At 61.4% G+C, this 21,069-nt stretch carries 21 protein-coding genes; 11 read left to right on the forward strand and 10 right to left on the reverse strand.

The features are described 5' to 3' along the window. Positions 1 to 21: 21 nt before the first annotated feature. Positions 22 to 801: a crotonase/enoyl-CoA hydratase family protein gene (locus GOEFS_RS16050; RefSeq protein WP_007318986.1), complete on the reverse strand. Its 780-nt coding sequence runs from the start codon at positions 799 to 801 to the stop codon at positions 22 to 24. Positions 802 to 902: 101 nt separating this feature from the next. Between GOEFS_RS16050 and GOEFS_RS16055 the strand changes: the two genes are divergently transcribed. Together GOEFS_RS16055 and GOEFS_RS16060 are read left to right on the forward strand one after the other, a co-directional pair. Beyond that, positions 903 to 1,409 carry a winged helix-turn-helix transcriptional regulator gene (locus GOEFS_RS16055; RefSeq protein ID WP_007318987.1) on the forward strand — a complete coding sequence of 169 codons (507 nt, stop codon included), beginning with the start codon at positions 903 to 905 and terminating at the stop codon, positions 1,407 to 1,409. A gap of 383 nt (positions 1,410 to 1,792) precedes the next feature. Further along, positions 1,793 to 2,668 carry a hypothetical protein gene (locus tag GOEFS_RS16060; protein ID WP_138918034.1) on the forward strand — a complete coding sequence of 292 codons (876 nt, stop codon included), beginning with the start codon at positions 1,793 to 1,795 and terminating at the stop codon, positions 2,666 to 2,668. An 18-nt stretch (positions 2,669 to 2,686) separates the two neighbouring features. Here GOEFS_RS16060 and GOEFS_RS16065 read toward each other — a convergent pair whose 3' ends face one another. Further along, positions 2,687 to 3,301, reverse strand: coding sequence for a lipocalin family protein (locus tag GOEFS_RS16065; protein ID WP_007318989.1), 615 nt, complete (start codon positions 3,299 to 3,301; stop codon positions 2,687 to 2,689). A gap of 32 nt (positions 3,302 to 3,333) precedes the next feature. Then, positions 3,334 to 5,463: an MMPL family transporter gene (locus GOEFS_RS16070; RefSeq protein WP_007318990.1), complete on the reverse strand. Its 2,130-nt coding sequence runs from the start codon at positions 5,461 to 5,463 to the stop codon at positions 3,334 to 3,336. 66 nt (positions 5,464 to 5,529) lie between these two features. Between GOEFS_RS16070 and GOEFS_RS16075 the strand changes: the two genes are divergently transcribed. Both GOEFS_RS16075 and GOEFS_RS16080 read left to right on the forward strand, forming a co-directional pair. Further along, complete coding sequence (locus GOEFS_RS16075) at positions 5,530 to 5,997, forward strand: MarR family winged helix-turn-helix transcriptional regulator (protein ID WP_007318991.1); 468 nt, start codon at positions 5,530 to 5,532, stop codon at positions 5,995 to 5,997. A gap of 400 nt (positions 5,998 to 6,397) precedes the next feature. After that, the gene (locus GOEFS_RS16080; protein WP_007318992.1) at positions 6,398 to 6,946 is read left to right on the forward strand and encodes an SRPBCC family protein; all 549 of its coding nucleotides are present in this window, start codon (positions 6,398 to 6,400) and stop codon (positions 6,944 to 6,946) included. A gap of 24 nt (positions 6,947 to 6,970) precedes the next feature. Here the strand turns inward: GOEFS_RS16080 and dnaB are convergent, their stop codons facing one another. Beyond that, positions 6,971 to 9,181, reverse strand: coding sequence for a replicative DNA helicase (gene dnaB / locus GOEFS_RS16085; RefSeq protein ID WP_040525290.1), 2,211 nt, complete (start codon positions 9,179 to 9,181; stop codon positions 6,971 to 6,973). Between the two features lie 518 nt (positions 9,182 to 9,699). Between dnaB and GOEFS_RS16090 the strand changes: the two genes are divergently transcribed. From GOEFS_RS16090 to GOEFS_RS16110, 5 genes are all read left to right on the forward strand, one after another. After that, on the forward strand, positions 9,700 to 10,335 hold the full coding sequence (locus GOEFS_RS16090) for a hypothetical protein (protein ID WP_040525291.1): 636 nt from the start codon (positions 9,700 to 9,702) through the stop codon (positions 10,333 to 10,335). A 132-nt stretch (positions 10,336 to 10,467) separates the two neighbouring features. Further along, a complete protein-coding gene (locus GOEFS_RS16095; RefSeq protein WP_007318995.1) occupies positions 10,468 to 10,974 on the forward strand; it encodes a toxin-antitoxin system HicB family antitoxin in 507 nt (168 codons plus the stop codon). Between the two features lie 42 nt (positions 10,975 to 11,016). Next, a complete protein-coding gene (locus tag GOEFS_RS16100) occupies positions 11,017 to 11,892 on the forward strand; it encodes a DUF4097 family beta strand repeat-containing protein (protein ID WP_007318996.1) in 876 nt (291 codons plus the stop codon). Further along, complete coding sequence (locus GOEFS_RS16105) at positions 11,889 to 12,884, forward strand: daunorubicin resistance protein DrrA family ABC transporter ATP-binding protein (protein ID WP_007318997.1); 996 nt, start codon at positions 11,889 to 11,891, stop codon at positions 12,882 to 12,884. Before GOEFS_RS16100 ends, GOEFS_RS16105 begins: the two co-directional genes overlap by 4 nt. Further along, entirely contained in the window at positions 12,881 to 13,696 is an 816-nt protein-coding gene (locus GOEFS_RS16110; RefSeq protein WP_007318998.1) for an ABC transporter permease, read from the forward strand. Before GOEFS_RS16105 ends, GOEFS_RS16110 begins: the two co-directional genes overlap by 4 nt. Positions 13,697 to 13,916: 220 nt before the next feature. Here the strand turns inward: GOEFS_RS16110 and rplI are convergent, their stop codons facing one another. The 4 genes from rplI to rpsF all read right to left on the reverse strand — a co-directional run bounded on the left by rplI (position 13,917) and on the right by rpsF (position 15,660). Further along, positions 13,917 to 14,369: a 50S ribosomal protein L9 gene (rplI, locus tag GOEFS_RS16115; RefSeq protein ID WP_007318999.1), complete on the reverse strand. Its 453-nt coding sequence runs from the start codon at positions 14,367 to 14,369 to the stop codon at positions 13,917 to 13,919. Positions 14,370 to 14,387: 18 nt separating this feature from the next. Further along, on the reverse strand, positions 14,388 to 14,642 hold the full coding sequence (rpsR, locus tag GOEFS_RS16120; RefSeq protein ID WP_007319000.1) for a 30S ribosomal protein S18: 255 nt from the start codon (positions 14,640 to 14,642) through the stop codon (positions 14,388 to 14,390). Positions 14,643 to 14,694: 52 nt separating this feature from the next. Next, on the reverse strand, positions 14,695 to 15,222 hold the full coding sequence (locus GOEFS_RS16125; RefSeq protein WP_007319001.1) for a single-stranded DNA-binding protein: 528 nt from the start codon (positions 15,220 to 15,222) through the stop codon (positions 14,695 to 14,697). A 156-nt stretch (positions 15,223 to 15,378) separates the two neighbouring features. Next, positions 15,379 to 15,660, reverse strand: a complete 282-nt coding sequence (rpsF, locus tag GOEFS_RS16130) for a 30S ribosomal protein S6 (protein ID WP_007319002.1) — start codon at positions 15,658 to 15,660, stop codon at positions 15,379 to 15,381. Between the two features lie 254 nt (positions 15,661 to 15,914). Here rpsF and GOEFS_RS16135 point away from each other — a divergent pair, with 254 nt between their 5' ends. Both GOEFS_RS16135 and GOEFS_RS16140 read left to right on the forward strand, forming a co-directional pair. Next, a complete protein-coding gene (locus tag GOEFS_RS16135) occupies positions 15,915 to 17,372 on the forward strand; it encodes a glycosyltransferase family protein (RefSeq protein WP_007319003.1) in 1,458 nt (485 codons plus the stop codon). Further along, positions 17,369 to 17,941, forward strand: coding sequence for a GNAT family N-acetyltransferase (locus GOEFS_RS16140; RefSeq protein WP_007319004.1), 573 nt, complete (start codon positions 17,369 to 17,371; stop codon positions 17,939 to 17,941). Before GOEFS_RS16135 ends, GOEFS_RS16140 begins: the two co-directional genes overlap by 4 nt. An 8-nt stretch (positions 17,942 to 17,949) precedes the next feature. Here GOEFS_RS16140 and GOEFS_RS16145 read toward each other — a convergent pair whose 3' ends face one another. Then, complete coding sequence (locus GOEFS_RS16145; protein WP_007319005.1) at positions 17,950 to 19,494, reverse strand: glycosyltransferase family 87 protein; 1,545 nt, start codon at positions 19,492 to 19,494, stop codon at positions 17,950 to 17,952. Then, positions 19,491 to 21,069: transglycosylase domain-containing protein (locus tag GOEFS_RS16150; RefSeq protein WP_007319006.1), on the reverse strand; the 1,579-nt coding region annotated here is incomplete at its 5' end. The genes GOEFS_RS16150 and GOEFS_RS16145, both read right to left, overlap by 4 nt.

Genomic DNA, 21,069 nt, shown 5'->3' on the forward strand with positions numbered 1-21,069 from the left:
TCCTCACTGTCGCCGGTGGGTTCAGCGACCGGTAAAGACCGCGTCGCGGCGCTCTATGAAGGACTGGACACCTTCCGCCGCGTCTGCGGTGGCGAATAGTTCTGCGACCTTCGAGCGCAACTCATCAGCCACCGGGATGCCTTGTCCCAGTCCATCCTGCGCTGCTTCGAGAGTGGCCCGAACTCCCAGTGGCGCAGCGCTATTCGCGATCTCCTGTGCGATGGTGACTGCGCGTTCGCGGGCGGTGATCGCATTGTCGGCCACCTCCTGAACAAGACCCAGCCGCAGCGCTTCTGGCGCATCGAACTCCGCGCCGGTCAACATCCAGCGCATGGCATTGCCCCAACCGGCTTCGCGGGGAAATCTCGAGGTCGCACCGCCGAAGGGGAAGATTCCGCGTCGCACTTCGTATTGAGTGAAGCGCGCGTCATCGGCCGCGATGCGAATGTCGGCGGCGAGCAGCAGTTCGATGCCTAGCGTCATCACCCATCCCTGGGCAGCTGCGACGAGCGGCGTGGCCCAGGGGCCGTCGAGACGCCAGGGGTCCCGACCGTTCTCGGGAATCGACATCGAATTGGCCGCGATATCGCCGACGACATCGGCAAGGTCGAGGCCACCGGTGAAATGGTCACCGTGCGCGAAGAGCACTCCGCTGCGAATCTCGTCGTCGTTTTCCAGGACGCCATACGCTTCGGCAAGCTCACCGAGCATCTGCCGATCGAAGGCGTTGCGCTTGGCCGGCCGGTTCAGACCGATGAGCAGAACATGTCCGTCGCGCTCGAGCGTTACTGTCTCACCCACGGATAACCTCCTGAGTTCGGAATCAAGACTCACTCGGACCTTAACTGCCCGACCGTCACTTCCACAAGTGCGTCTGTAAAACAGACTGATATCCTGGCCAGGTGAAACGCGAATCCTTCGAACGCTGGCCGTGCTCAGTCGCCCGGACCGTCGGCCTAGTCGGCGACGGTTGGACGCTGCTGATCCTGCGCGAACTCTTCTACGGCGAGACTCGGTTCGATGGATTGGTGACAACCCTGGGCATCGCTCGATCAACCCTGACCGACCGGCTACGGACTCTCACCGACAGCGGCATCGTCTCGCGGGAGATCTATCAGAGCGATCCGGTCCGTCACGAATATCTACTCACCGAGAAGGGCAGCGACCTCTTCGGCGTCGTCGCTGCCTTAAATTCGTGGGGTGATCGCTGGATGAGCGGCGACGAAGGTGCCCCGATGATCTTGCACCACGACAGCTGCGGTCACGATCTTGACGCCGCGGTAGTCTGCCGGGAATGCGGCACGCAGGTCCGTCACCGTGACATCAGCGTGCGGGTCGGGCCGGGATTTCCCCAGCGACTCAAGAAGCTTCCGGCTTTTGCGGGGCGGTTCGGGGAGCCGGAGAAGTGAAACTTGGTTGGATCCGCTATTTGTGAATAGCCCCCAAACCGCACCTGAAGGACTTTCAAGACTCTCCGTAGAATCCGCTGAGAATCGGTGTGCAGCGGCCTGATGCATAGATTTCGCGGGTAGCGTGGTGAAAAATATGTGCGTGGAGAAAGTTGACGATCATTCCGAGTATACGGGCGATACCTGGCAAACTGGCAAGATCCAAGAAACCTTCGATACCGCTGTCCGCAACCGGATTTCTCGCGATATTTTTGGGAACCTTAATCGTTGGTAGCGGGGCCTATTTGATCTTCCCTCCGCCAGAACAGAAGTCAGCCGAACCTGATCCCCGGCCACCGGCTGAACATATTGATTCGGCAGCCGAGTCGATATCGTCAGCCAAGATGCTTCTGCAATTGATGTCGAGTGCGGTTAACGGCGCCACTGGGAGCATCACGACTGTTACCGGCGGTGCTCGTGACTTATTCGATGCCGTTGATACCGCGACCAGCGCGTCGAATCAGCTGGTGACGTCGCTGCAAAACGCGCCGAATCTATCGGGAGCGGCAAAGCAGATCAATGACGGTTCACTTGCAATCTCCGGTGCGCTCACCCAGGCCAAATCACTGTCCGGGTCGGTAAAGCAGCTCGATTCGTTGGTCACACCGCTGATCGACTACTTGGAGACTGCGCAGACGCCCGGCTCCAAAGATGCCCTGCAGCGTCTTCGGACCTTGCAACAATCTAGCCGCGCAATCGCCTCGCAATTGGGGTCGCTGGGTCAGCTTCAGACTGAACTCGGAACTATGCGCGGCGCTCTCAACCGATCGGCAAGCAGCGCGGACGCGGCCATTTCCCAAGCCCGGACCGCGGCCGTACAGTTGCGGTCGGGCTTGACGAAACTGTCGTCGGCCAGGGCCGACACTCTGTCGGCCGCCAAAAAGGTCAACTCCGGCGTGAAACAATTGGACGGAACCCTGAGCTCCATCACTAGCAGTCTGGACAGTGCACAGGCGAATCTGGCGCCGCCGGATGAGGAGAGTGGCCCCACGCCGCCCGCCCAGCAATCTGCGGCCCCCTCGCCCGCAGCTGTCGCCGAACATGTCAGTTGGTCCGTCGCCGCCGGGGCAATGTTCGGTGTTCTCCTGCTGATCGGGCTCGCCGCCGTCAACTCACGGCGGCGGCCCGACCGGAACGAAGACGGACACGACGACGACGATTCGCACAGCGACGACTCGTCGCATGACGAAGTCGGGTCCGACACGCTCGAATTGGTATAACCAGTCGTTTGATTAGCGTCAGCTAGTGCACAGCGGTGTCGGCGCGCCCTTCCCCCGAACCGGTGTGACCAGGAAGAAGCATGTGTTGTAGCCGCGCGCGGAGATGACCTTCTTTATCGAGTCCCATTGCTTCTTGGAGACGTCGGAAGTTCTCTTCAAGACGAAGCCGGACAGCCGGTTCGGGTCACCGACGAGCGCCCACGAATAATCCGGTGCTATATAGGTCACCACGTAGTTCGTTGGTCCGGATTTGCTGCTCTGGAACGGTACGCCCGGGAAACTTACGTGCAGCTGCGCGAGTGTCTTGAGATCGTTTACCCGCGCATTTCCGACAATTCGATTCCGGCTCCCATTGTTCCTGATACAGGAATTTTCGACGCGGATGTTTCGATCATCGATCTTCGAGTACTTCGCCTGGGTGCTGCTTAGACAGTCGAGGTTGAACGGTTGCGGTACCGCGGCCACCTGATTCCACACTCCGAGGTAGCGGGGTACATCCAGTTTGCTTATCGGCGGCAGTTGTCCCGGCGCTGCCGAACTTATACCAGCTGCCATCGAACTCGATAGTGCTACGACGATAGCGAGTGTCGCGATGATTGATGCCCTGATGCGCAGGGAGGGTGCGAAATTCATGTCAGACCTGCTAATCCTTAGATTGTTTCTTGCTACGTCTTTGGAACCAGTGATTCGCTGTGCGACTCCTTCCTCGCTGTGGATTTCGACGCTGCCGACGGCCACCAGATTCGCTCGCCCGCTATCGTGAACAGCGCGGGAACAAGGACCGTGCGGACCAAGAAGGTATCGAGGAGAATTCCCAAGCCGACGATAATTCCCAGCTGAGTGAGTGTGATGAGCGGAAGGATGCCAAGCACGCAAAAGACCGCTGCCAGTACGATTCCAGCACTTGTAATCACCGCGCCCGTCGCCGACACCGCGCGAATCATCGCCGTATCGATCGGATGCTCCGAATTCTCCTCCTTCGCACGCGTGACGAGGAATATCGTGTAATCCACACCTAATGCAACGAGGAATAGGAACGAGAAGAGCACGACATTATTGTCGAGTGCCGGGAAGCCGAATACATATTTGCTGACCCAACTGCCGAGCCCGATCGCGCCGATCGAACTCGCGACGGTCGCACAAATCAGCACGACCGGGGCGGCGACGGCACGGAGCAATAGGAACAGTACTGCCATCACCACGCACAGAATCAACGGAATTATGAGCAGTCGATCTCGTGCGGCCGCATCGCGTTCGTCGAGCGCCTGTGCATCGCTACCGCCAACGAGCGCACCGGATCCATCGACTTCGCCAACCGAATCACGAATCGCCTCAATGGTTTTGAACGACTCCGCTGATGCCGGCGCGGAATCCAGCACAACCCGCCATCGAGTCTGACCAGTGTCGGAGGTACCAGACTGTCGCACCGATTCCACCCCGTCGGCAATCTTGAGGCGTTCCTCGACGAGGGGGGCCGCCGACGTCCGCGCGGTAACTACCGTCGGATCTGATTCGCCCGCTGGAAAATGTTGGCCCAGTACGTCAAATCCGGTCACCGAATCGGCGGTAACCCGGAATTGCTCAGTCTGGGACAGGCCGATAGACGCGGTGAGAAGACCACTCGCGCATATCCCCAAAATCACCACCGACCCAACTGCCGCTCGCCACGGATTGGCTACCACCGCCGTGGCGACGCGATGCCACATCCCGGTGTCGACCGATGAATTCTCACCGGCCTGGGGCGAATACTCGGGAATGAAGGGCCAGAACAACTTTCGCCCGAATAGCGCCAAGGCGGCGGGCAACACCAGCAGCACGAACACCGCGGCGATCACGAGACCTGCCGCCCCGAAGACCCCCAGACTTCGAGTATTCGGCAGGGTCGCCAAGAGCAGGACCAGCAGGGCCAGGACCACGGTCAGATTGCTCGCGAGAATAGCCGGCCCGGCGCGTCGCACAGCTACCCGAAGCGCCTCTCTGTGGTCGGGGAAGTTATGCAATTCTTCCCGATAGCGCGAGATCAGCAAGAGCGCATAATTGGTGCCGGCTCCGAATACGAGGACGCTGGTGATCCCCGACGTCGAACCGTCGAAACTCAATCCGGTGACATTCGCCAGCGCCGTGCCGGCACTGCTCGCGACGCGATCGGCTATTCCAACGACGATCAAAGGCACCAGCCAGAGCACCGGCGATCGATAGGTGACGATCAGCAGCAGCGCGACAACCAGCGCGGTGACCATTAGCAGCGTGACATTCGCGCCGGAGAAGGAGTTTGCGATGTCGGCGGCAAAGGCCGGTCCGCCTGTTACGTGACTAACCAAGGTCGGCGGCAAGCCGGACGCGGCGGCGGCGCGGAGTTCGTCGACGGTATCCCGCAGACCGAACCCGCTGAGTTCGGAAGACACCGGGATAGCTACGACGGCAGCCTTCTTATCCTCCGACAGCACGACCGGCGATTGTGCACTGCCGCTCGCCGTTGACCGGTCGACCGCCAGCATTCGGTCGCTCGACGCGGCGATCGCGGTCCGGTCGGAATCGGTCAGTGCACCGTCGTCGGCACGCGTCACCACCAGGATGGCCGACGCAACACCGCTGTCGGGAAATGACGCCTCAACCTTCTTGATCTGGGATGACTGCGCCGACGTCGGAAGTGAGTCGGGCGCGTCGTCTCCGGCGTCGTTGTCGCCGACCAGGAACATGAACCCGAGTCCGAGTACCAGAATGATCAGACCCACGGCCCACGAACGTTTTCCGGTGACAACTGACGCGACGCGATCCCAAGCAGAGGTAGCCACCTAGCAACCGTCTCAAATTATGAACTATTAAGCAACTTAATCAATTTGGCATCGTACACTTCAGGGATGTCCGAGCGCGCACAGTTGGAGACGTCACTGTCGTCGGCGATACGTGCATTGACGGCTGAGTCGGAACAAATCGGACGCATCTTTGCCAGACAGCATAGTTTGGGCGCCAACGACTTTCAGGCTTTACTGCGGATCATGGTCGCCGATTCGGCAGGTGAGCCGACGACCGCTGGACGGCTCGCGGCATCACTCGGCCTTACCTCTGCCGCGATGACATACCTGGTTGACCGGATGGTCGCCTCAGGTCACATTCGGCGAGAACCCGATCCTCACGATCGACGTCGGCTGACTCTCCACTACGACGCCCGTGGCATGGAGCTGGCCCGGGAGTTCTTCGGCCCGCTGGGTGAGCTGACCCACGAGACGCTGTCGGGGTTCAGTGACGAGGATTTGGCAACGACGGGCAATGTGCTCGATGCGTTGATCGAAGCAATGGTGAGATATTCGGCCGAGTTCGAGGGGTAGCGATATCGCCGACAGTCCCCTAGAGCGTGGATTCTCGTCTCCCTCAATGGCTTCCGAGGGCAATATGCCCTCTGATCATGCTGACGGGGACGAAATTTCGCCTGGGGCCATCGCTGCCGGTTAGTCAGGCGACGTCGGAGCCAGCAGGGCCTGGGCACGGATTCATGGGATTTCAAAAATCTGGAGATTAGCTCCACACCCAGGGCAAGATGCCCCCGGCGCAGCACTGATCTCCAGAATTCCGGGTCGCGCAAGCCCCGAAACGCCGACGAGTTCAAGTCCGAAGAGGTTTTTCTGTGAATTACGGTTACGCGTACTTCGATTCACAGCTACCATCGGTACGCCTGTGACTGTCTCAGTCACTTCGAACGACACCTCGTACCGACAAAAGGGAAGTCCAATGAACAAATTCGTCCTCGTCATCGCCATCGGTGCCGCACTCGTTTTTCTATGTGTGCTCGGCCTCGTCATCCTCGCGATCTTGGCAAGTGGGTCGAAGGGACCACGTCGGTTCTCCTTGACCACGCCGACAGACATTGAAGACTTCGTCAAGACAGCACCATGGTCGGCCACCGTCGCCCTTAGTGTTCCCGGCTCGCCGTCGGAGGTTCAGCAGCGACTTCTATCGGGCCCCACGGTGCGCGTACAACCGCTGTTCTCCGGGCCCGCTGTCGAGAACGGAACTCGTACTTATCGAGGGCTGATAGCAACAACGTCGCAAGTGGTGGACGAGCAACCCAACGGCGTCACCGCCGCGGGAACCGGCATATCTGTGCCTCTATTCGTCAAGTCATATGTCGAACGCTGGACGGTTGAGCCAACTTCGTCAGGCAGCAACGTGACGTGCACCTTGGCGTTCAGCCTAAAACTCTTCGGGTTTCTGCCAATCGGTTGGACGGCAGCGTTCGCCGAACCGTTTATCAAACTCGGTATTCGTCGGGCCTTCTGACAAGGGTGGGCGGCCGTCGACCGCCTACCCCCGGGCCATATCGACGAACCGCGACAGATGCAACTGATGCGCGACGGTGATCGTCGCGGTCGGACCGTTACGGTGTTTGCCGACGATGATGTCGGCTTCACCGGCACGCGGATCATCGCGCTCGATCGAGTCGGGCCGGTGGAGCAGGATCACCATGTCGGCATCCTGCTCCAGCGAACCCGACTCACGAAGGTCCGAGACCTGAGGCCGCTTGTCGGTTCGCTGTTCCGGACCACGGTTGAGCTGCGAGATCGCCACCACAGGAACCTCAAGTTCCTTGGCTAGCAACTTAATTGAGCGCGAGAACTCGGAGACTTCCTGCTGGCGAGACTCGACCTTTTTGCCCGACGTCATCAGCTGCATATAGTCGATGACGACCAGCGACAGGTCGTGCCGCTGTTTCAATCGCCGAGCCTTCGCGCGGATCTCCATCATGGTGAGGTTGGGCGAATCGTCGATAAACAGTGGCGCTTCGGAGATCTCACCCATGCGCCGGGCCAGTCGTGACCAGTCGTCGTCGGTCATCGACCCCGAACGCATGTCGGCCAGTTTGATTTTCGCTTCTGCCGAGAGCAGTCGCATGACGATCTCGGTCTTGCTCATCTCAAGGGAAAACATCGCGCTGGTCTTACCGTTATGAATCGAGCACGACCGCAAGAAGTCCATCGCCAGCGTCGAATTGTGGGTCGGCACCATCGATTCGCCCGCGAGATACATCGCATCCGCGTTGTCCACCTGCACACAGCGCACCGGCACAGAATCAACCTGGCGGATCGCCACTATGCGCCGCACCCCGGACGCGCGACGCAACTCCTTGTGTCGAATCGCCTTGTGGTGCAACGTAAATACATCATCGTCGGCGTCTACGCGAACCCAACCGGTCGCCGACACTCGATATGTATAGCCAAGTCCCGCAGCGAGATCCGCTACCACGTCGGTCATGTGTCGCGTGGCCGCGGGTACCGTAATCCACCCGTCGTCCTCAACAATCGCCCGCGCGTCAAGCAAGCCGGCAAGTAGCGCCCGACGTTGCGCGATCGATCCGCGGAGATATTCAAACGGGATCCGACCGCCCAGGTCGGCCATCAACGTCATCACGTCGACCGGGCCCTCGGCGTCGATCCGCATCCCGATCTCCGGGTCGTCGAAGGCCATACCGGCAAGTGCCGCAACGGTATACGGGCCGTAGACATAGCGGCGATTCGGCAACTCCAAAGGTGCGGTATTGCGTACGACAGCCTTGCCGACCTTCGAGCGCAACGCCGCGGTAGTCATCACGTCACGCTCGCCGTCAATCTCCGCGACCCACTGATGCTCCTCGTCTGCGATCAGAACTGCACCGTCGGAGAACTCCACCTCGTAGCAGGGCCGCTCGGTCATGACTTCGGTTGCCGCGACCACGGTCGTGGGGCGCCCCCGGGCGTCGAGCAACTGTTCCCCGACCGCGATGGTGCCCATCGTGGTCCACCCGGTGGGCGTAGGCAGCGGTGTATCAAGTGCGAGTGCCTTACCCACACCCGGCCGGGCCGCGACAATGATCATCTGTCCGGCATGCAACCCGTTGGTCAGCCGATCAAGGTCGGCGAAGCCGGTCGGCACGCCAAGCGAGATTCCGCCCCGCGAAGCGATGGAGTCGATCTCGTCCATCGTCGGCTGAAGCAATTCCTCGAGTGCGACGTAGTCCTCAGAGGTGTTGCGCTCGGTGACCTCGTAAACCTCCGCCTGCGCGCGATCGACCACCTCGGCGACGTCCTGCCCGTCGCTGCCGGCGTAGCCGAACTGCACGATGCGGGTGCCTGCTTCGACCAGGCGTCGCAGGATCGATTTCTCGGCGACGATCTCGGCGTAATACCCGGCGTTGGCCGCGGTCGGCACCGTCGAAATGAGCGTGTGCAGATACGGCGCACCGCCGACCCGTTTCAGTTCGCCCGCGCGTTCCAACTCGGCCGCCACCGTGACGGCGTCGGCCGGCTCGCCCTTTCCGTAGAGCTCCAAGATCGCGTCGTATACAGCCTGATGAGCGGGGCGATAGAAGTCGCCGGGCCGAAGTTTCTCCAAGACGTCTGCGATCGCGTCTTTGGACAGCATCATTCCGCCGAGCACCGATTGCTCAGCTGCCATGTCTTGCGGCGGCTGCCGGCCGAATTCTTCAGCTGGCATCTCCGCTGGAGCCTCGTCATGGCCCCGGTCGTCGACTACTGCCAAGTCCGTCTTACCTCTCACGCGAAATGTCCACCCGATGCCGCGTTCACGTCGGACTCCTTTGTCATACCTTCGACCTATGACAGGCGAGCCCCGACGTCTGCACCTACCGCGACCCCGAACGATAAAGCTCCGATACAGATCACTCAAACCCCGGTGTGGATAACTTTGTGAACAAGATGTGGAGTGTTTGGGCACAGCGCAGGAGCGCTTGTTGACCACCTGTGGGTAACTTGGGAACTTCTGTGGAATGTTGTTTCAAAGCCGCAGGTAAAGCGGCTATTTTCTATACACAGGAGAGAATTTTCGGTTCTCTCGGCGTGTCGGACGATTGCGAAGGTCGGGCGTGTCGAATTGCACATGCAACTGACTTAACTCAACGACTGGGTGAACATCGCGTTACCGGCGAATCGGACGCGTCCGAGCATCGCCGATTCACTATTTCACGCACTCGAACGGGCGGCGGCGTGGTGCAATGGTTCGGTATGTGCCAAAAGTCGGGCGGATCGGAAGGATCACTAATGACAACCCGCTTGATGAGCGTTCTGCGCCGTACCGCGGCGGCGTTTCTAGTCGCGGCGTCGTTCACGACGCTCGGCGTCGGCGCGGCGACCGCGGCACCTTCCGGACCGAGTCTGCCCGTAGAATTCGACCTCGCTCGCTATCAGCCGGTGAATCCGACGAAGTACCGCTCGCTGGCTTACTCCGACAACGGCCGCAGCTTCTTCACGGCCGGACAATGGCTCTGTTCGTTCGGGCCGTCGTATCGGTATGTCAGCTGCAAGGGCACCCCCGCGACGGCGCCGCCCGGCACCCAGGGCGCCATCATCACCGGCGATCAACAGGGCCCGTGGTGGGTGACTCCAAAGGGAATCTTCGGCCCGGACACCCAGCTCACTCCGACGTCGGGATTCCGACCCCCCACGTTGGGCGTCGGCAAACGGCTCACCGTCGGTGGGACGACATGTACCGTCCCGCGACCCAACGTCGTCGCCTGCACCACCGGCGCCCGCGCCATCATCTTTACCCGCGCCTGGCACAAATTCTTCTACCCATCGGGCGATACCGCACACAACGCCAACCCGGCACCGCGTTATCTACCACCGCGACTGCGGTACTGGAACCAACTGCCGCTGAGTTTTTCGCCGCCAAAGTAGCGGCATCATGACGTCACCGCGACGTCAGCATGAATTGATCGACCCTCGGATTCGCACCTCAAGCACCCGTGCCGACCTGCTAAAACATCGAGTTTCTTGACAATGACGTCACCATGACGCCACACTGACGTCATGCAACTTTCCGGATATGTCGATGACCTTCGCAACCAACTCTCCGTCGCCGCGGCGGCGGGCGGAGACGAAGCCCGTGATCTCGGCGAGCGACTGACCGCCTCGCTCGACTCCGCTGTTCGCCTCGTCCTGCTCGACGCCCTGTCCACCGCGGCCGGTGAGATCACAAGTGAGCTCGCGCCTGGCTCGGTCGAGGTCCGACTGCACGGACGCGATCCCGAGTTCGTTGTCACCGCGCCACCCACACCGACAGCGCCAAGCGACGACGTCATCACCACCGCGAAATCCGTGAGCCCCGATGTCGCAGACGACGGCACCACCGCGCGCGTCACCCTTCGCTTGCCCGATCACCTCAAGCAACGTGCCGAAGCCGCCGCCGCAAACGAGGGCGTATCAGTGAACAACTGGCTCGTCCGAGCCGTCGCTACCGCACTCGACACCGCGACCACCATCACACCAGCCCCCCGTCGCGACTCCGGTTCAAACTTCACCGGCTGGGTGCGCTGACCTCCCACTACCCCCAAATCCTCTCTACGCCAAGGAATTACGATGACTACTTATCCACTAACCGGGCCGCTTACCGTCGAGCTCGACCTGACCATCGGCGACGTACGCATCATTGCCTCTGATCGCGACGACGCCGATGTCACCATCCGTCCGCAGCTTCCGGGCAAGGCGTCGTCGACGCGTGCGGCCGAACAAACCACCGCGACTCTCACCGGCAACAGGCTGCGCATTCACAGCACCCGCTCGTGGCGGACCTTCACCCCATTCGGCTCGCCCGACGCCGTCGACATCATCATTGAGATCCCTTCCGGCACAAGCATTACCGGCTCTCTCGGAGTTGGCAGCATCCGTTCCGAAGGCACACTGGGCTCGTGCGTCCTCGATATTTCTCACGCCGACCTCGACGCTGAGTCGACCGCCACGCTCACGGTGAAATCGAATTCGGGATCAGTCACAGCCGGATCGGTTGCCGGCGACGCGACGGTGACTGCTAGTTACGGAGCGGTCCGGCTACGCGAAGTCGCGGGCACACTGGCCGTGAAGGCCAGTTATGGTGACATCTCCCTCGGTACCGTGCGCGGCGCACTGCAGATCCGCGGCGCATACGGCGCTATCGACGTCGACCACGCGCTGGACTCCGTCGGAGTCAAGACCGCACACGGGCGTACCGCGATACGCGAGGTTCGGCGGGGCGCGGTTACCGCTGAAAGTTCCTACGGTGCAATCGAAATAGGCATTCACGACGGAACGGCCGCCTGGCTCGACGTCAACTCCGACTACGGACAGTTCCACAACGAACTAACTCCGTCCACCACCCCCGGCTCCGATGACGACACCGTGGAGGTACGCGCCCACACCAGTTTCGGCAACATCACCGTCACCCGCACTCGTTCCAACTTCACAAAGGAAGCATCATGACAACGGCTATTCAGATAGATCAATTGCGAAAGTCCTTCGGCGACAAGACCGTTCTCGACGGAATCGACCTCAGCGTCGACGCCGGCACCGTCTTCGCACTACTCGGCCCCAATGGTGCCGGTAAGACCACGCTGGTTCACATTTGCTCCACACTCCTGCGCCCCGACGCCGGAACCGTCCGAGTCGCTGGCTACGACGTTGTCACACAAGCTGATTCGGTCCGCGATTCAATCGGTCTCACCGGACAGTTCGCCGCTGTCGACAGCTTGCTTACGGGCCGCGAGAACCTTCAACTGATGGCCGATCTCCGCCACCTACCTAAGAAGCTCGGGCGAGCTCGGGTCGAGGAACTACTCGAACGGTTCGACCTCGCTGACGCGGCCAGCAAACCGCTGGCCAGTTACTCCGGCGGCATGCGCCGTCGGCTCGATCTTGCGATGACATTGGTCGGCGGCGGCGCGTCCGGCGAAAACCCCAGTGGCACAAGCATTATCTTTCTCGACGAGCCGACAACCGGGCTTGATCCACGTAGCCGCGCCACCATGTGGGAGATCGTGCGATCTCTGGTCGACGACGGTATGACCATCTTCCTCACCACGCAGTACCTGGAAGAGGCCGACCAATTGGCCGATCGTATCGCGGTCCTCAACGACGGCCGGGTCGCCGCCCAAGGATCTCCCGCCGATTTGAAACGGCTGGTGCCGGGAGGCCATGTACGACTTCGCTTTTCGGACTCTGACGCACGAGACTCCGCACGCCGGCAACTCGCGGGCCTGGGTCCTCGGCCCGGCGAGATCGGTCACGACGACTCGGACGCACTGACCCTCACCATCGACAGCGACGGCAGCTTCGCTTCGGTCAAAGCCATCGTCGACCGGCTCGACGCGACGGCCCGCGTCGACGATTTGTCCATCGGCACCCCGAATCTCGACGATGTGTTCTTCGCTCTTACCGGTTCCACTTCGACTGCGACCCAGGAGGTTTCGCGATGACAACCTTTACCCACACCGTGACCGACTCGAACACGATGCTGCGCCGCAACTTGCGTCATATGCTTCGCTATCCAGTCCTCACCGTCTTGACCATCGGCACTCCGGTTATCTTGCTGCTGATCTTCGTGTATGTGTTCGGCGGCACTCTAGGAAACGGATTGCCAACGGGCGCAACAGGTTCTGCTCCCAGTGCGGATACGGGAACTGCCGCCTACCTACGCTATGTGGTACCGGGCATCCTGCTGATCGCGATCGTCATGAGCGCACAGGGAACGGCCATCAGTGTGGCGATGGATATGCGCGAAGGAATCGTCGCGCGGTTTCGCACGATGGCGATCTCGCGGGCTTCGGTTTTGACCGGACATGTCATCGGAGCGGTGGCGCAGACACTTATTTCGGTTGTCGTGGTTTTCGTAGTTGCGGTGGCTCTCGGATTCCGGACGTCGACCGACATCGGCAGCCTCATCGCCGCGCTCGGCACCCTCGCGCTCGTCGCCCTGGCGATCACGTGGCTCGCCGTCGGAATGGGCATCGCGGCGAAGAGCGTCGAGTCGGCCAGTAACACTCCGATGATCCTGCTCCTCCTCCCGTTCCTATCCAGCGGCTTTGTCCCGACCGATTCGATGCCGTCAGCAATCGCGTGGTTCGCACAACATCAGCCTTTTACCCCGTTCATCGAAACCGTGCGCGCCCTACTGCTGGGCACACCGATGGGCAACAACGCACTTGAAACGGTCCTGTGGTGCGTCGGGCTCAGCGTCGTCGGGTATGTGTGGTCGATGCGGCTGTACAACAAGAGCTCGCTGGCGTGATCGGAGATTCCCCGAAGTCTCCTGGGCAAGCTGGCCATTCGTTGACACGAATGGTCAGCTTGCCTTGGTGTCGTCGGGGGATGTTGGCTGCAAACTGCACTGTGGCCGGCGTCGAGGGAACATCTCCCTCACCTGGCTTCACGACGCAGACTTCAACCCCGCCCAAACGAAAACCGCCGCCCGATATTGCCGGGCGGCGGTTCTCCACTAACAAACAGACTTACTCCGCGACGACAGCCAGGTTCAGCTTGGCCGAGACGCCAGTGTGCAGGTCGATGACGACCGGGTAGGTACCGGTGGCCTTGATATGCCCCTTGGGCAGATCAACCGTGCGCTTGTCGACGGACGGGCCGCCGGCCTTCTTGATGGCACCGGCAACGTCGGCTGCGGTAACCGAGCCGAACAGCTTGCCCGAGTCGTGGGTCTTCACACCGAGCGAGACGTTTTCCAGACCCTCGAGGGCCTGCTTCAGCTCATTGGCGTGCTCGACACCGCGAACTTCGCGGGCTTCCTGCGCGCGGCGGATGCCTTCAACCTGCTTCTGGGCGCCACGGGTGGCTTTGATGGCCAGACCGCGGGGCAGCAGGTAGTTACGGCCGTAACCGTCTTTGACCTCGACGGTGTCGCCAGCGACACCGAGCTTCTCGATAGCGGCGGTGAGGATGAGTTTCATTATTCTGATCCCTTCCGCTTATCGACCGGTCGAGGTGAAGGGCAGCAAAGCCACCTCACGCGAGTTCTTGACGGCAACCGCTACGTCACGCTGGTGCTGCACGCAGTTACCAGTCACGCGACGCGAACGGATCTTGCCGCGGTCCGACAGGAACCGACGCAGCAGCGCGGTGTCCTTGTAGTCGATGTCGTTCTTCTTGTCCTTGCAGAAGGTGCACGCCTTGGTCTTGGTGACCTTTTCGACGCGGACCTTCCGTCCTTTTTGCTTTGCCATGTAATGCTCCAGTTAGGGCCCGGACACCGCGGCGGGTGATCCGGAAATCTCTTTAGAAGGGTGGTTCGTCGTTGTTCGCGCCGAATGATCCCGACGATGCCGGGGCGCTGCCCCAGGGATCTTCAGCCGCGGCCGGTTGACCCGATCCGCCGCCACCGCGGTTCGCACCGCCGCCGCTTGGCGCACCGAATCCGCCGCCGCCATTACCGCCTCCGCGCGAAGCTCGATTGACCTTCGCGGTGGCGTAACGCAACGAGGGACCGATCTCGTCGACTTCGAGTTCCACAACCGTGCGCTTCTCACCCTCGCGGGTTTCGAACGAACGCTGACGCAGCCGGCCGGAGACAATCACGCGCGAGCCCTTGGTGAGGCTTTCGGTGACATTCTCGGCGGCGTCGCGCCAGATATTGCAACGCATGAACAGTGCTTCGCCGTCTTTCCATTCATTGGTCTGACGATCGAAGGTGCGTGGCGTCGATGCAACCGTGAAGTTGGCGACTGCTGCTCCGGACGGTGTGAACCGCAATTCCGGGTCGGCGGTCAGGTTGCCAACAACGGTGATGACTGTTTCGCCTGCCATGTGTTTCCCCTCGCTCTAGCGGGTTGTGAAGTGGGCACTCGATATCTCGACTGCACCGATTGGGTTGGAGTCGAACTCCAGCCTAAGCATCGGCACCGACATCCGCTGCGAACTTGGACGCAGCAGGGCTGCGTTTGGTTCCCGGCGGACGCAAGATCACTTACGCAGGACCTTGGTGCGCAGCACCGATTCGTTCAGTTTGAGCTGACGATCGAGCTCGCTGACCGTTGCGGGTTCCGCGTTCAGGTCGATGACCGCGTAGATGCCTTCGCTGTGCTTGGCAATCTCGTAGGCAAGACGGCGCTTGCCCCAGATATCGACTCCATCAACTTTGCCGCCATCTGTGCGGACAACATTGAGAAAAGTATCGAGTGAGGGTGCGACGGTACGTTCGTCCAAGCTTGGATCGAGGATGACCATCAATTCGTAGTGACGCATAAGACCACATCACCTCCTATGGGCTAGGTCGGCCGCGGACTGTCCGCGGCAGGAGGGTCGCCTGCGTCGGCAACCGCTCCAAGATACACGACGCACCCGTGACCTGGGAAATCGGCGATACAACGAGTAACCGGCCGCAGCGTCGCCGACTCGATCGGCCAATGGCATGAAGATGCGTTCGGACACTCGGCCTAGCGAGCGGAATGCCTCAGGCGATTGGCTCACAGCACCCGCCACCACCTAATCTGTAGGCCATGTCTGAGCTGCGTCCACAACTGGCCCCGACCAGGCCCGGTGCCCGAATGAGCGCATACCTCGCGGGCCGCGGCGCCGAGGCGCTTGTACTCCTGAACTCGCTGCTCATCACCGGTTACGCACTCGTGTGGAGTTACTATGCGAAGGTCGCTTGCGGCGGCCCGCCATTCGGTGCCGATGGCCGCAGTCACCATTGGCCGGTTGGCAATCCCGATTCCGCGATCCCCTGCTACTCCGACATCATGTTCCTCTGGGTTGGACGCGACATCAATAACCACGTCTTCCCCTACGTCAACGGCGGCATTGACGCGAGCGGCCATCTCTTCGGCGGCTCGGTCGAATACCCGGTGCTGTCCGGGATGATGATGTGGCTGGGTGCGATTGGCGCGCATACCGATACCGCGTTCTTCACCCACACCGTGTGGCTCCTAGTGCCGTTCGCCCTCGCGATCACCATCATGCTCGCCCTCATGACCCGCTGGTGGGTGCTGCTGTGGGCGGCGACCGGACCGTTAGTGCTCTACGCGTTCCACAACTGGGAACTGCCGGTCGTATTCACCTCGGTCGCCGCCGTCGCGGTCATGGTGTGGGGTTCAACCATTTCGCCGACGTCGGGTGAACGACGAATGTCGTTGCGCACCAGCGCGATACTGGCATCAATCCTCCTCGCGCTAGGGTTCTGCCTCAAGCTCTATCCCGGATTCTTTGTGCTGCCGCTTGCCGCCTACGTCCTCACCGCTGGCTCGTCGCCGGCGCGCAGGGCCCTCGATTGGGTAGGTGCGGCATGGGTGATGGCGACCGCCGCGATCACCGTAATACTGGTCCAACTCCCATTCATGATCGCCGGTTTCGACGGCTGGAAAGCCGCGATGACATTCCAGGGCAAGCGTCGCGCCGAAGTGGACACCAACTCCATTTGGCATTGGGGTTTTCGATTCATTGTGGGCCGCAACAACATCGACACCTACAACACCCTGGTCGGCATCTTGTCTCCGCTGCTGATCCTCGGCGCCTGGTGCGTCGCGATGTACCTGGGTTGGCGCGTTTATCAGCGTCGCGGAATCTTCCCGTGGGTCGGCGTCGCAGCCGCGATGCTCGCCGGGTTCATGGTCTTCCACAAGGTCAACTCACCGCAGTACGTCCTCTGGCTCCTGCCCTTCTTCGTATTGCTGCAGATCCGCTGGCAGGTTGTCGCGGCCTACATCATCGCCAATGGCATTCTCGATATGACCATCTTCCGCCTGTTCGGCATTATGAACTCCGGCGCCGAAATGAAGTGGTGGGTCATCGGCGGCGTCAACTTCGGCGTATGGGTGCAGTCAATCCTATTGGTGTACTTGATCTATGCGTTCGTAGTTGCCGGCTTCCGCGAACCGCTGGCGTCGATGATCTTGCGCCCCAAACCTATTGAGCTTGCCGACGCCGACCTCACCGACGACGCATTGGCTCGCGCATGACGTGGCTCGGCTCGCCGACATTTTCCCGTGTCGGGGTTACGTTGCGTCCCTTGGCAATTGGCGACGCCGATGCACTGGGGTCCTTGGTCAGCAATCCTGAGCTCTTCAAATGGTCACCGGGGGTGCCCCTCAACCGGGCCGATGCGCTCGGCTATATCGAGGCCGCGTTGGCCGACGAACGCAGACAAGCATTCGCCGTCATCGACGAGTCGACCGGCACCATCGTGGGATCAACGAGCTACTACGACATCGACCAACAGAATCTGTCGCTGGCGATCGGCTACACCTTCTACACCGAGTCAGCTCAAGGAACCATGGTTAATCCGGCGTCGAAATACCTTCTGCTGCACCATGTTTTCGAGACATGCGGCGCCGTCCGAGTGGTGTGGCATACCCACGAGAACAATGCGCAGTCGCGAGCGGCGATCGCCAAACTCGGCGCATCATTTGAAGGGTTGCTCCGCAAACACCGACGATTCGGCGACGGCTGGCGCACGACCGCGCTGTACGCGATGACCGACGACGACTGGCCAGCGGCGAAGGCTCGGTTGTCGACGCGCCTGGGCTGATTCGGGCCCTACTGCCGCGCTCTGGCGAGATCCAGTTTTCCGGCGTCGGGAACCCATTTCGCCAATCGCCTGGTGTCGAGCTGCAATACGTCGGAGATCACCACCACGCATAGCGCGATCACCATGCCGGTGCGGATCAGTACCGCGAGGGTGAACCACTGCGATGTCAGCCACATCCGGTCGGGATCGAGATACTGCGACATCCGGGGTATCCAAATGAGGGCGTCGATGACCATCCAGGCGATGAGCAAGCGGGTCCGCGGAATCGCGAGTACGGCAAGGGGCACCAGCCACAGGGAGTACTGCGGGCTCCACACCTTGTTGGTGAGCAGATAGGCGGCTACCAACAGGAACATCAATTGGGCCAGCGACGGCGGTCGCGGCGCGACCACCCCGACGATCACCACTCCGACGATCGCCATCAGCAATAGGAACAGCGACAGCGCGTTGAGTACACCGGTGTTCCACGTGAAACCACCGAGGTCACGGGCCACTCCGAACAGAGAGTCCGACTCGGCGGCCCGGGTCAGGTCATAGCGGAAGTATTCCGACCATCCGGTCGGATACAGAATCAGTACGGCCGCGTTCACCGCGATCCACGCCGCTACCGCCGCGGCAAAAGCAGCCAATACCGGACGCACCTGACGGCTACGGCCACCGAGAACACCGATGGCTACCAGCAGTAGCACCGGATACCAATTCGATGACGCCCCGAGCCCGACACACGCTCCGGCTACCCATGGCGCCCACGGACTCTGATCGCGCTCGAAACGCGTCCAAGCCAGCATCGCGAGTGCGACCAGCGCGATCGGAATGGCGTCGAAATTGGTGAATACATGCACGAATACCAGCGGGGAGAGCGCCGCCAGCCATGGCGCCCATATTCGAGTTCGCGCTGTGCGGCCAGTCGCCCAAATGGTGACCAGCCAAAACAGGGCCAAGCCGAGCGCCGCGAAATTGAAGAACATCACCGCGCTCAGCGCCGACGGCAATCCCCACTTCTCATGCCCGATCTGCCACCAGTGGGTCAGTTTCGCGACGCCATACATGAAGGCACCGGTGAGCACCGGGTACTCCATGTACTGCTTGACCTCTTTGCCGGTGGCGTCCTTACCCATCCAATAGGTGCGGTAGGGAAAAGCGCCGGTGTCGAGCCGTTCGTTTCCGTAGAGCGGGACCACGTCCGAATAACAAAGGGCGAAGAATTGCCGCTGATTCTTCCAATCGAGGTCTAATCCGCCCTCGGCGGTACGTGACTGAGCCGACGATGTCGTATCGACCGGCGCCTGCTGAAGACACCCCGCTTTACCGAACCAGCCGAATGCCAGGCCAACCAATGCGAGCGCGAAGAGCACGCGAATAGGTGTCAGGTACTTCGCCCGGCCGACGATCGCGTGCCGGCCCACCGGGCCACCGATGACCGAGCTGGCCGGCGCGACAACGGGATCGATCGTCGAGGGTAATTCCCGGTCGCCGTTGACCCGCCGATCAGCAGCAAGCGGCCCCGGCGACTCGATGTCGTCGGGGCTCGCCTGCTCGCCGGTATCGATCACCAATCGGTACCCGAATTATCACCGTTTCCACCGGTATCTCCACTGTCCCCGCTGGAATCTCCTCCCGAGTTTCCGCCGGAGTTCCCACCGGAGTTCCCGCCCCGCCGGGGGTTGCCGCCGGGGAACGGAATCGTCACGCCGGGCGCGAGCGTCAGGTTTCCGCCGCTGCCACCGTCGTTATTGTTGTTGTTATTGCCCCCCCGACCATTCCGGTCGTTCTGGCGACTCTTGGGCGGAGTGTAGGTCACCGGCGGCGGCTCATAGGGGACACCTGCCTGACCGCCGACGGCCGCCGGCTCGGGGAATTGCTTGATCGGCTTTCCCTGCAACGCCTCATCCATCGCGGCTTTCCAGATCTGCGCGGGCAAACCGCTGCCGTACATCGGGCCGCCCCATGCGTTCTTGAGTGCGATGCCCTTGTCGGTACCGACCCACACCGCGGTGGACAACTGCGGCGTGTAGCCGACCATCCACGCATCCTTGTTCTGCCCGGTGTCGCCCAGCTGCGCCGTTCCGGTTTTAGCGGCCGACGGACGCGTGCCGTAGGTGTCGTCGGACAGCCCGTTGCCATTGGAGTACGCCGCGACCGGACCCAGTGCAGCGGTCACGTTGTCGGCGACCTTGGCGGGGAACACTCGCTTGCCCGGATCTTTCTGCCGGTCGAAGAGCACGTCGCCCTTCGACGTCTCGACCTTCTGCACGAAATGCGGTGCGCGGTAAATACCCGATGCGGCGAGCGTCGCATACGCCGACGCCATATCGATCACGCGCGACGGATACTGGCCCAGCACGACACCACCCTCGGGCACACCGTTCTTCTCCTGCAACGTGTGCTGGATGTTGCCGAAGCTCTCCGCGACGCCAGCCTTATGAGCGGCGTCGGCGACTGCCTGTGCCTTACCGTCGAGGTCCATCATTAGCCGGTAGTAGACGGTGTTGAGCGACATCTTCATCGCGGTAGCCAGGTTGCACGAACCGCAGCTCTCGCCGTCGGAGTTGTTAACGGTCAGACCGCCGGTCGCCTCGTATGGGGACGAGCTGTACACCTTAGACAGCGGAATATCCTGTTCCAACGCCGCGACCAGTGCGAATACCTTGAACGACGACCCCGTCTGCAGACCAGCCTGAGCGTGATCCCAGCCCATACCGTCGCTGCCGCCGTAATAGCCGCGTACGCCGCCGGTCTCGGGGTCGATGGAGACGATCGCGGTTCGCGTCGTCTTCTGCTCACCCTCGAGTTTGCTCGTCGCCGCGTTCACCACACCGGCCTGAACCTTGGGGTCGATCGTCGTGGTGATCTTCAGCCCTTCGGTGCGGACCTGCTGTTCGGAGATATTAAGCGATTCAAGTTCGGCGAGTACCTGCCGCTTGATCAGACCGGTTGGTCCCGGATCTGTTGAAGCTGCCTCGCGGTACGCGGGCACCCGCGGGTATTTCATCCCCGCACGCTCGGAGGGCGGAAGTGCGCCGATTGCCACCATGCCGTCGAGCACATAATTCCAGCGACCGAGCGCGGCGTCGGGGTTGACGTCGGGGTCGTAATACGACGGCGACCGAATCGACGACGCGAGGACC

This window comes from Gordonia effusa NBRC 100432 (assembly GCF_000241305.1).
GTDB classification, from domain to species: domain Bacteria; phylum Actinomycetota; class Actinomycetes; order Mycobacteriales; family Mycobacteriaceae; genus Gordonia; species Gordonia effusa.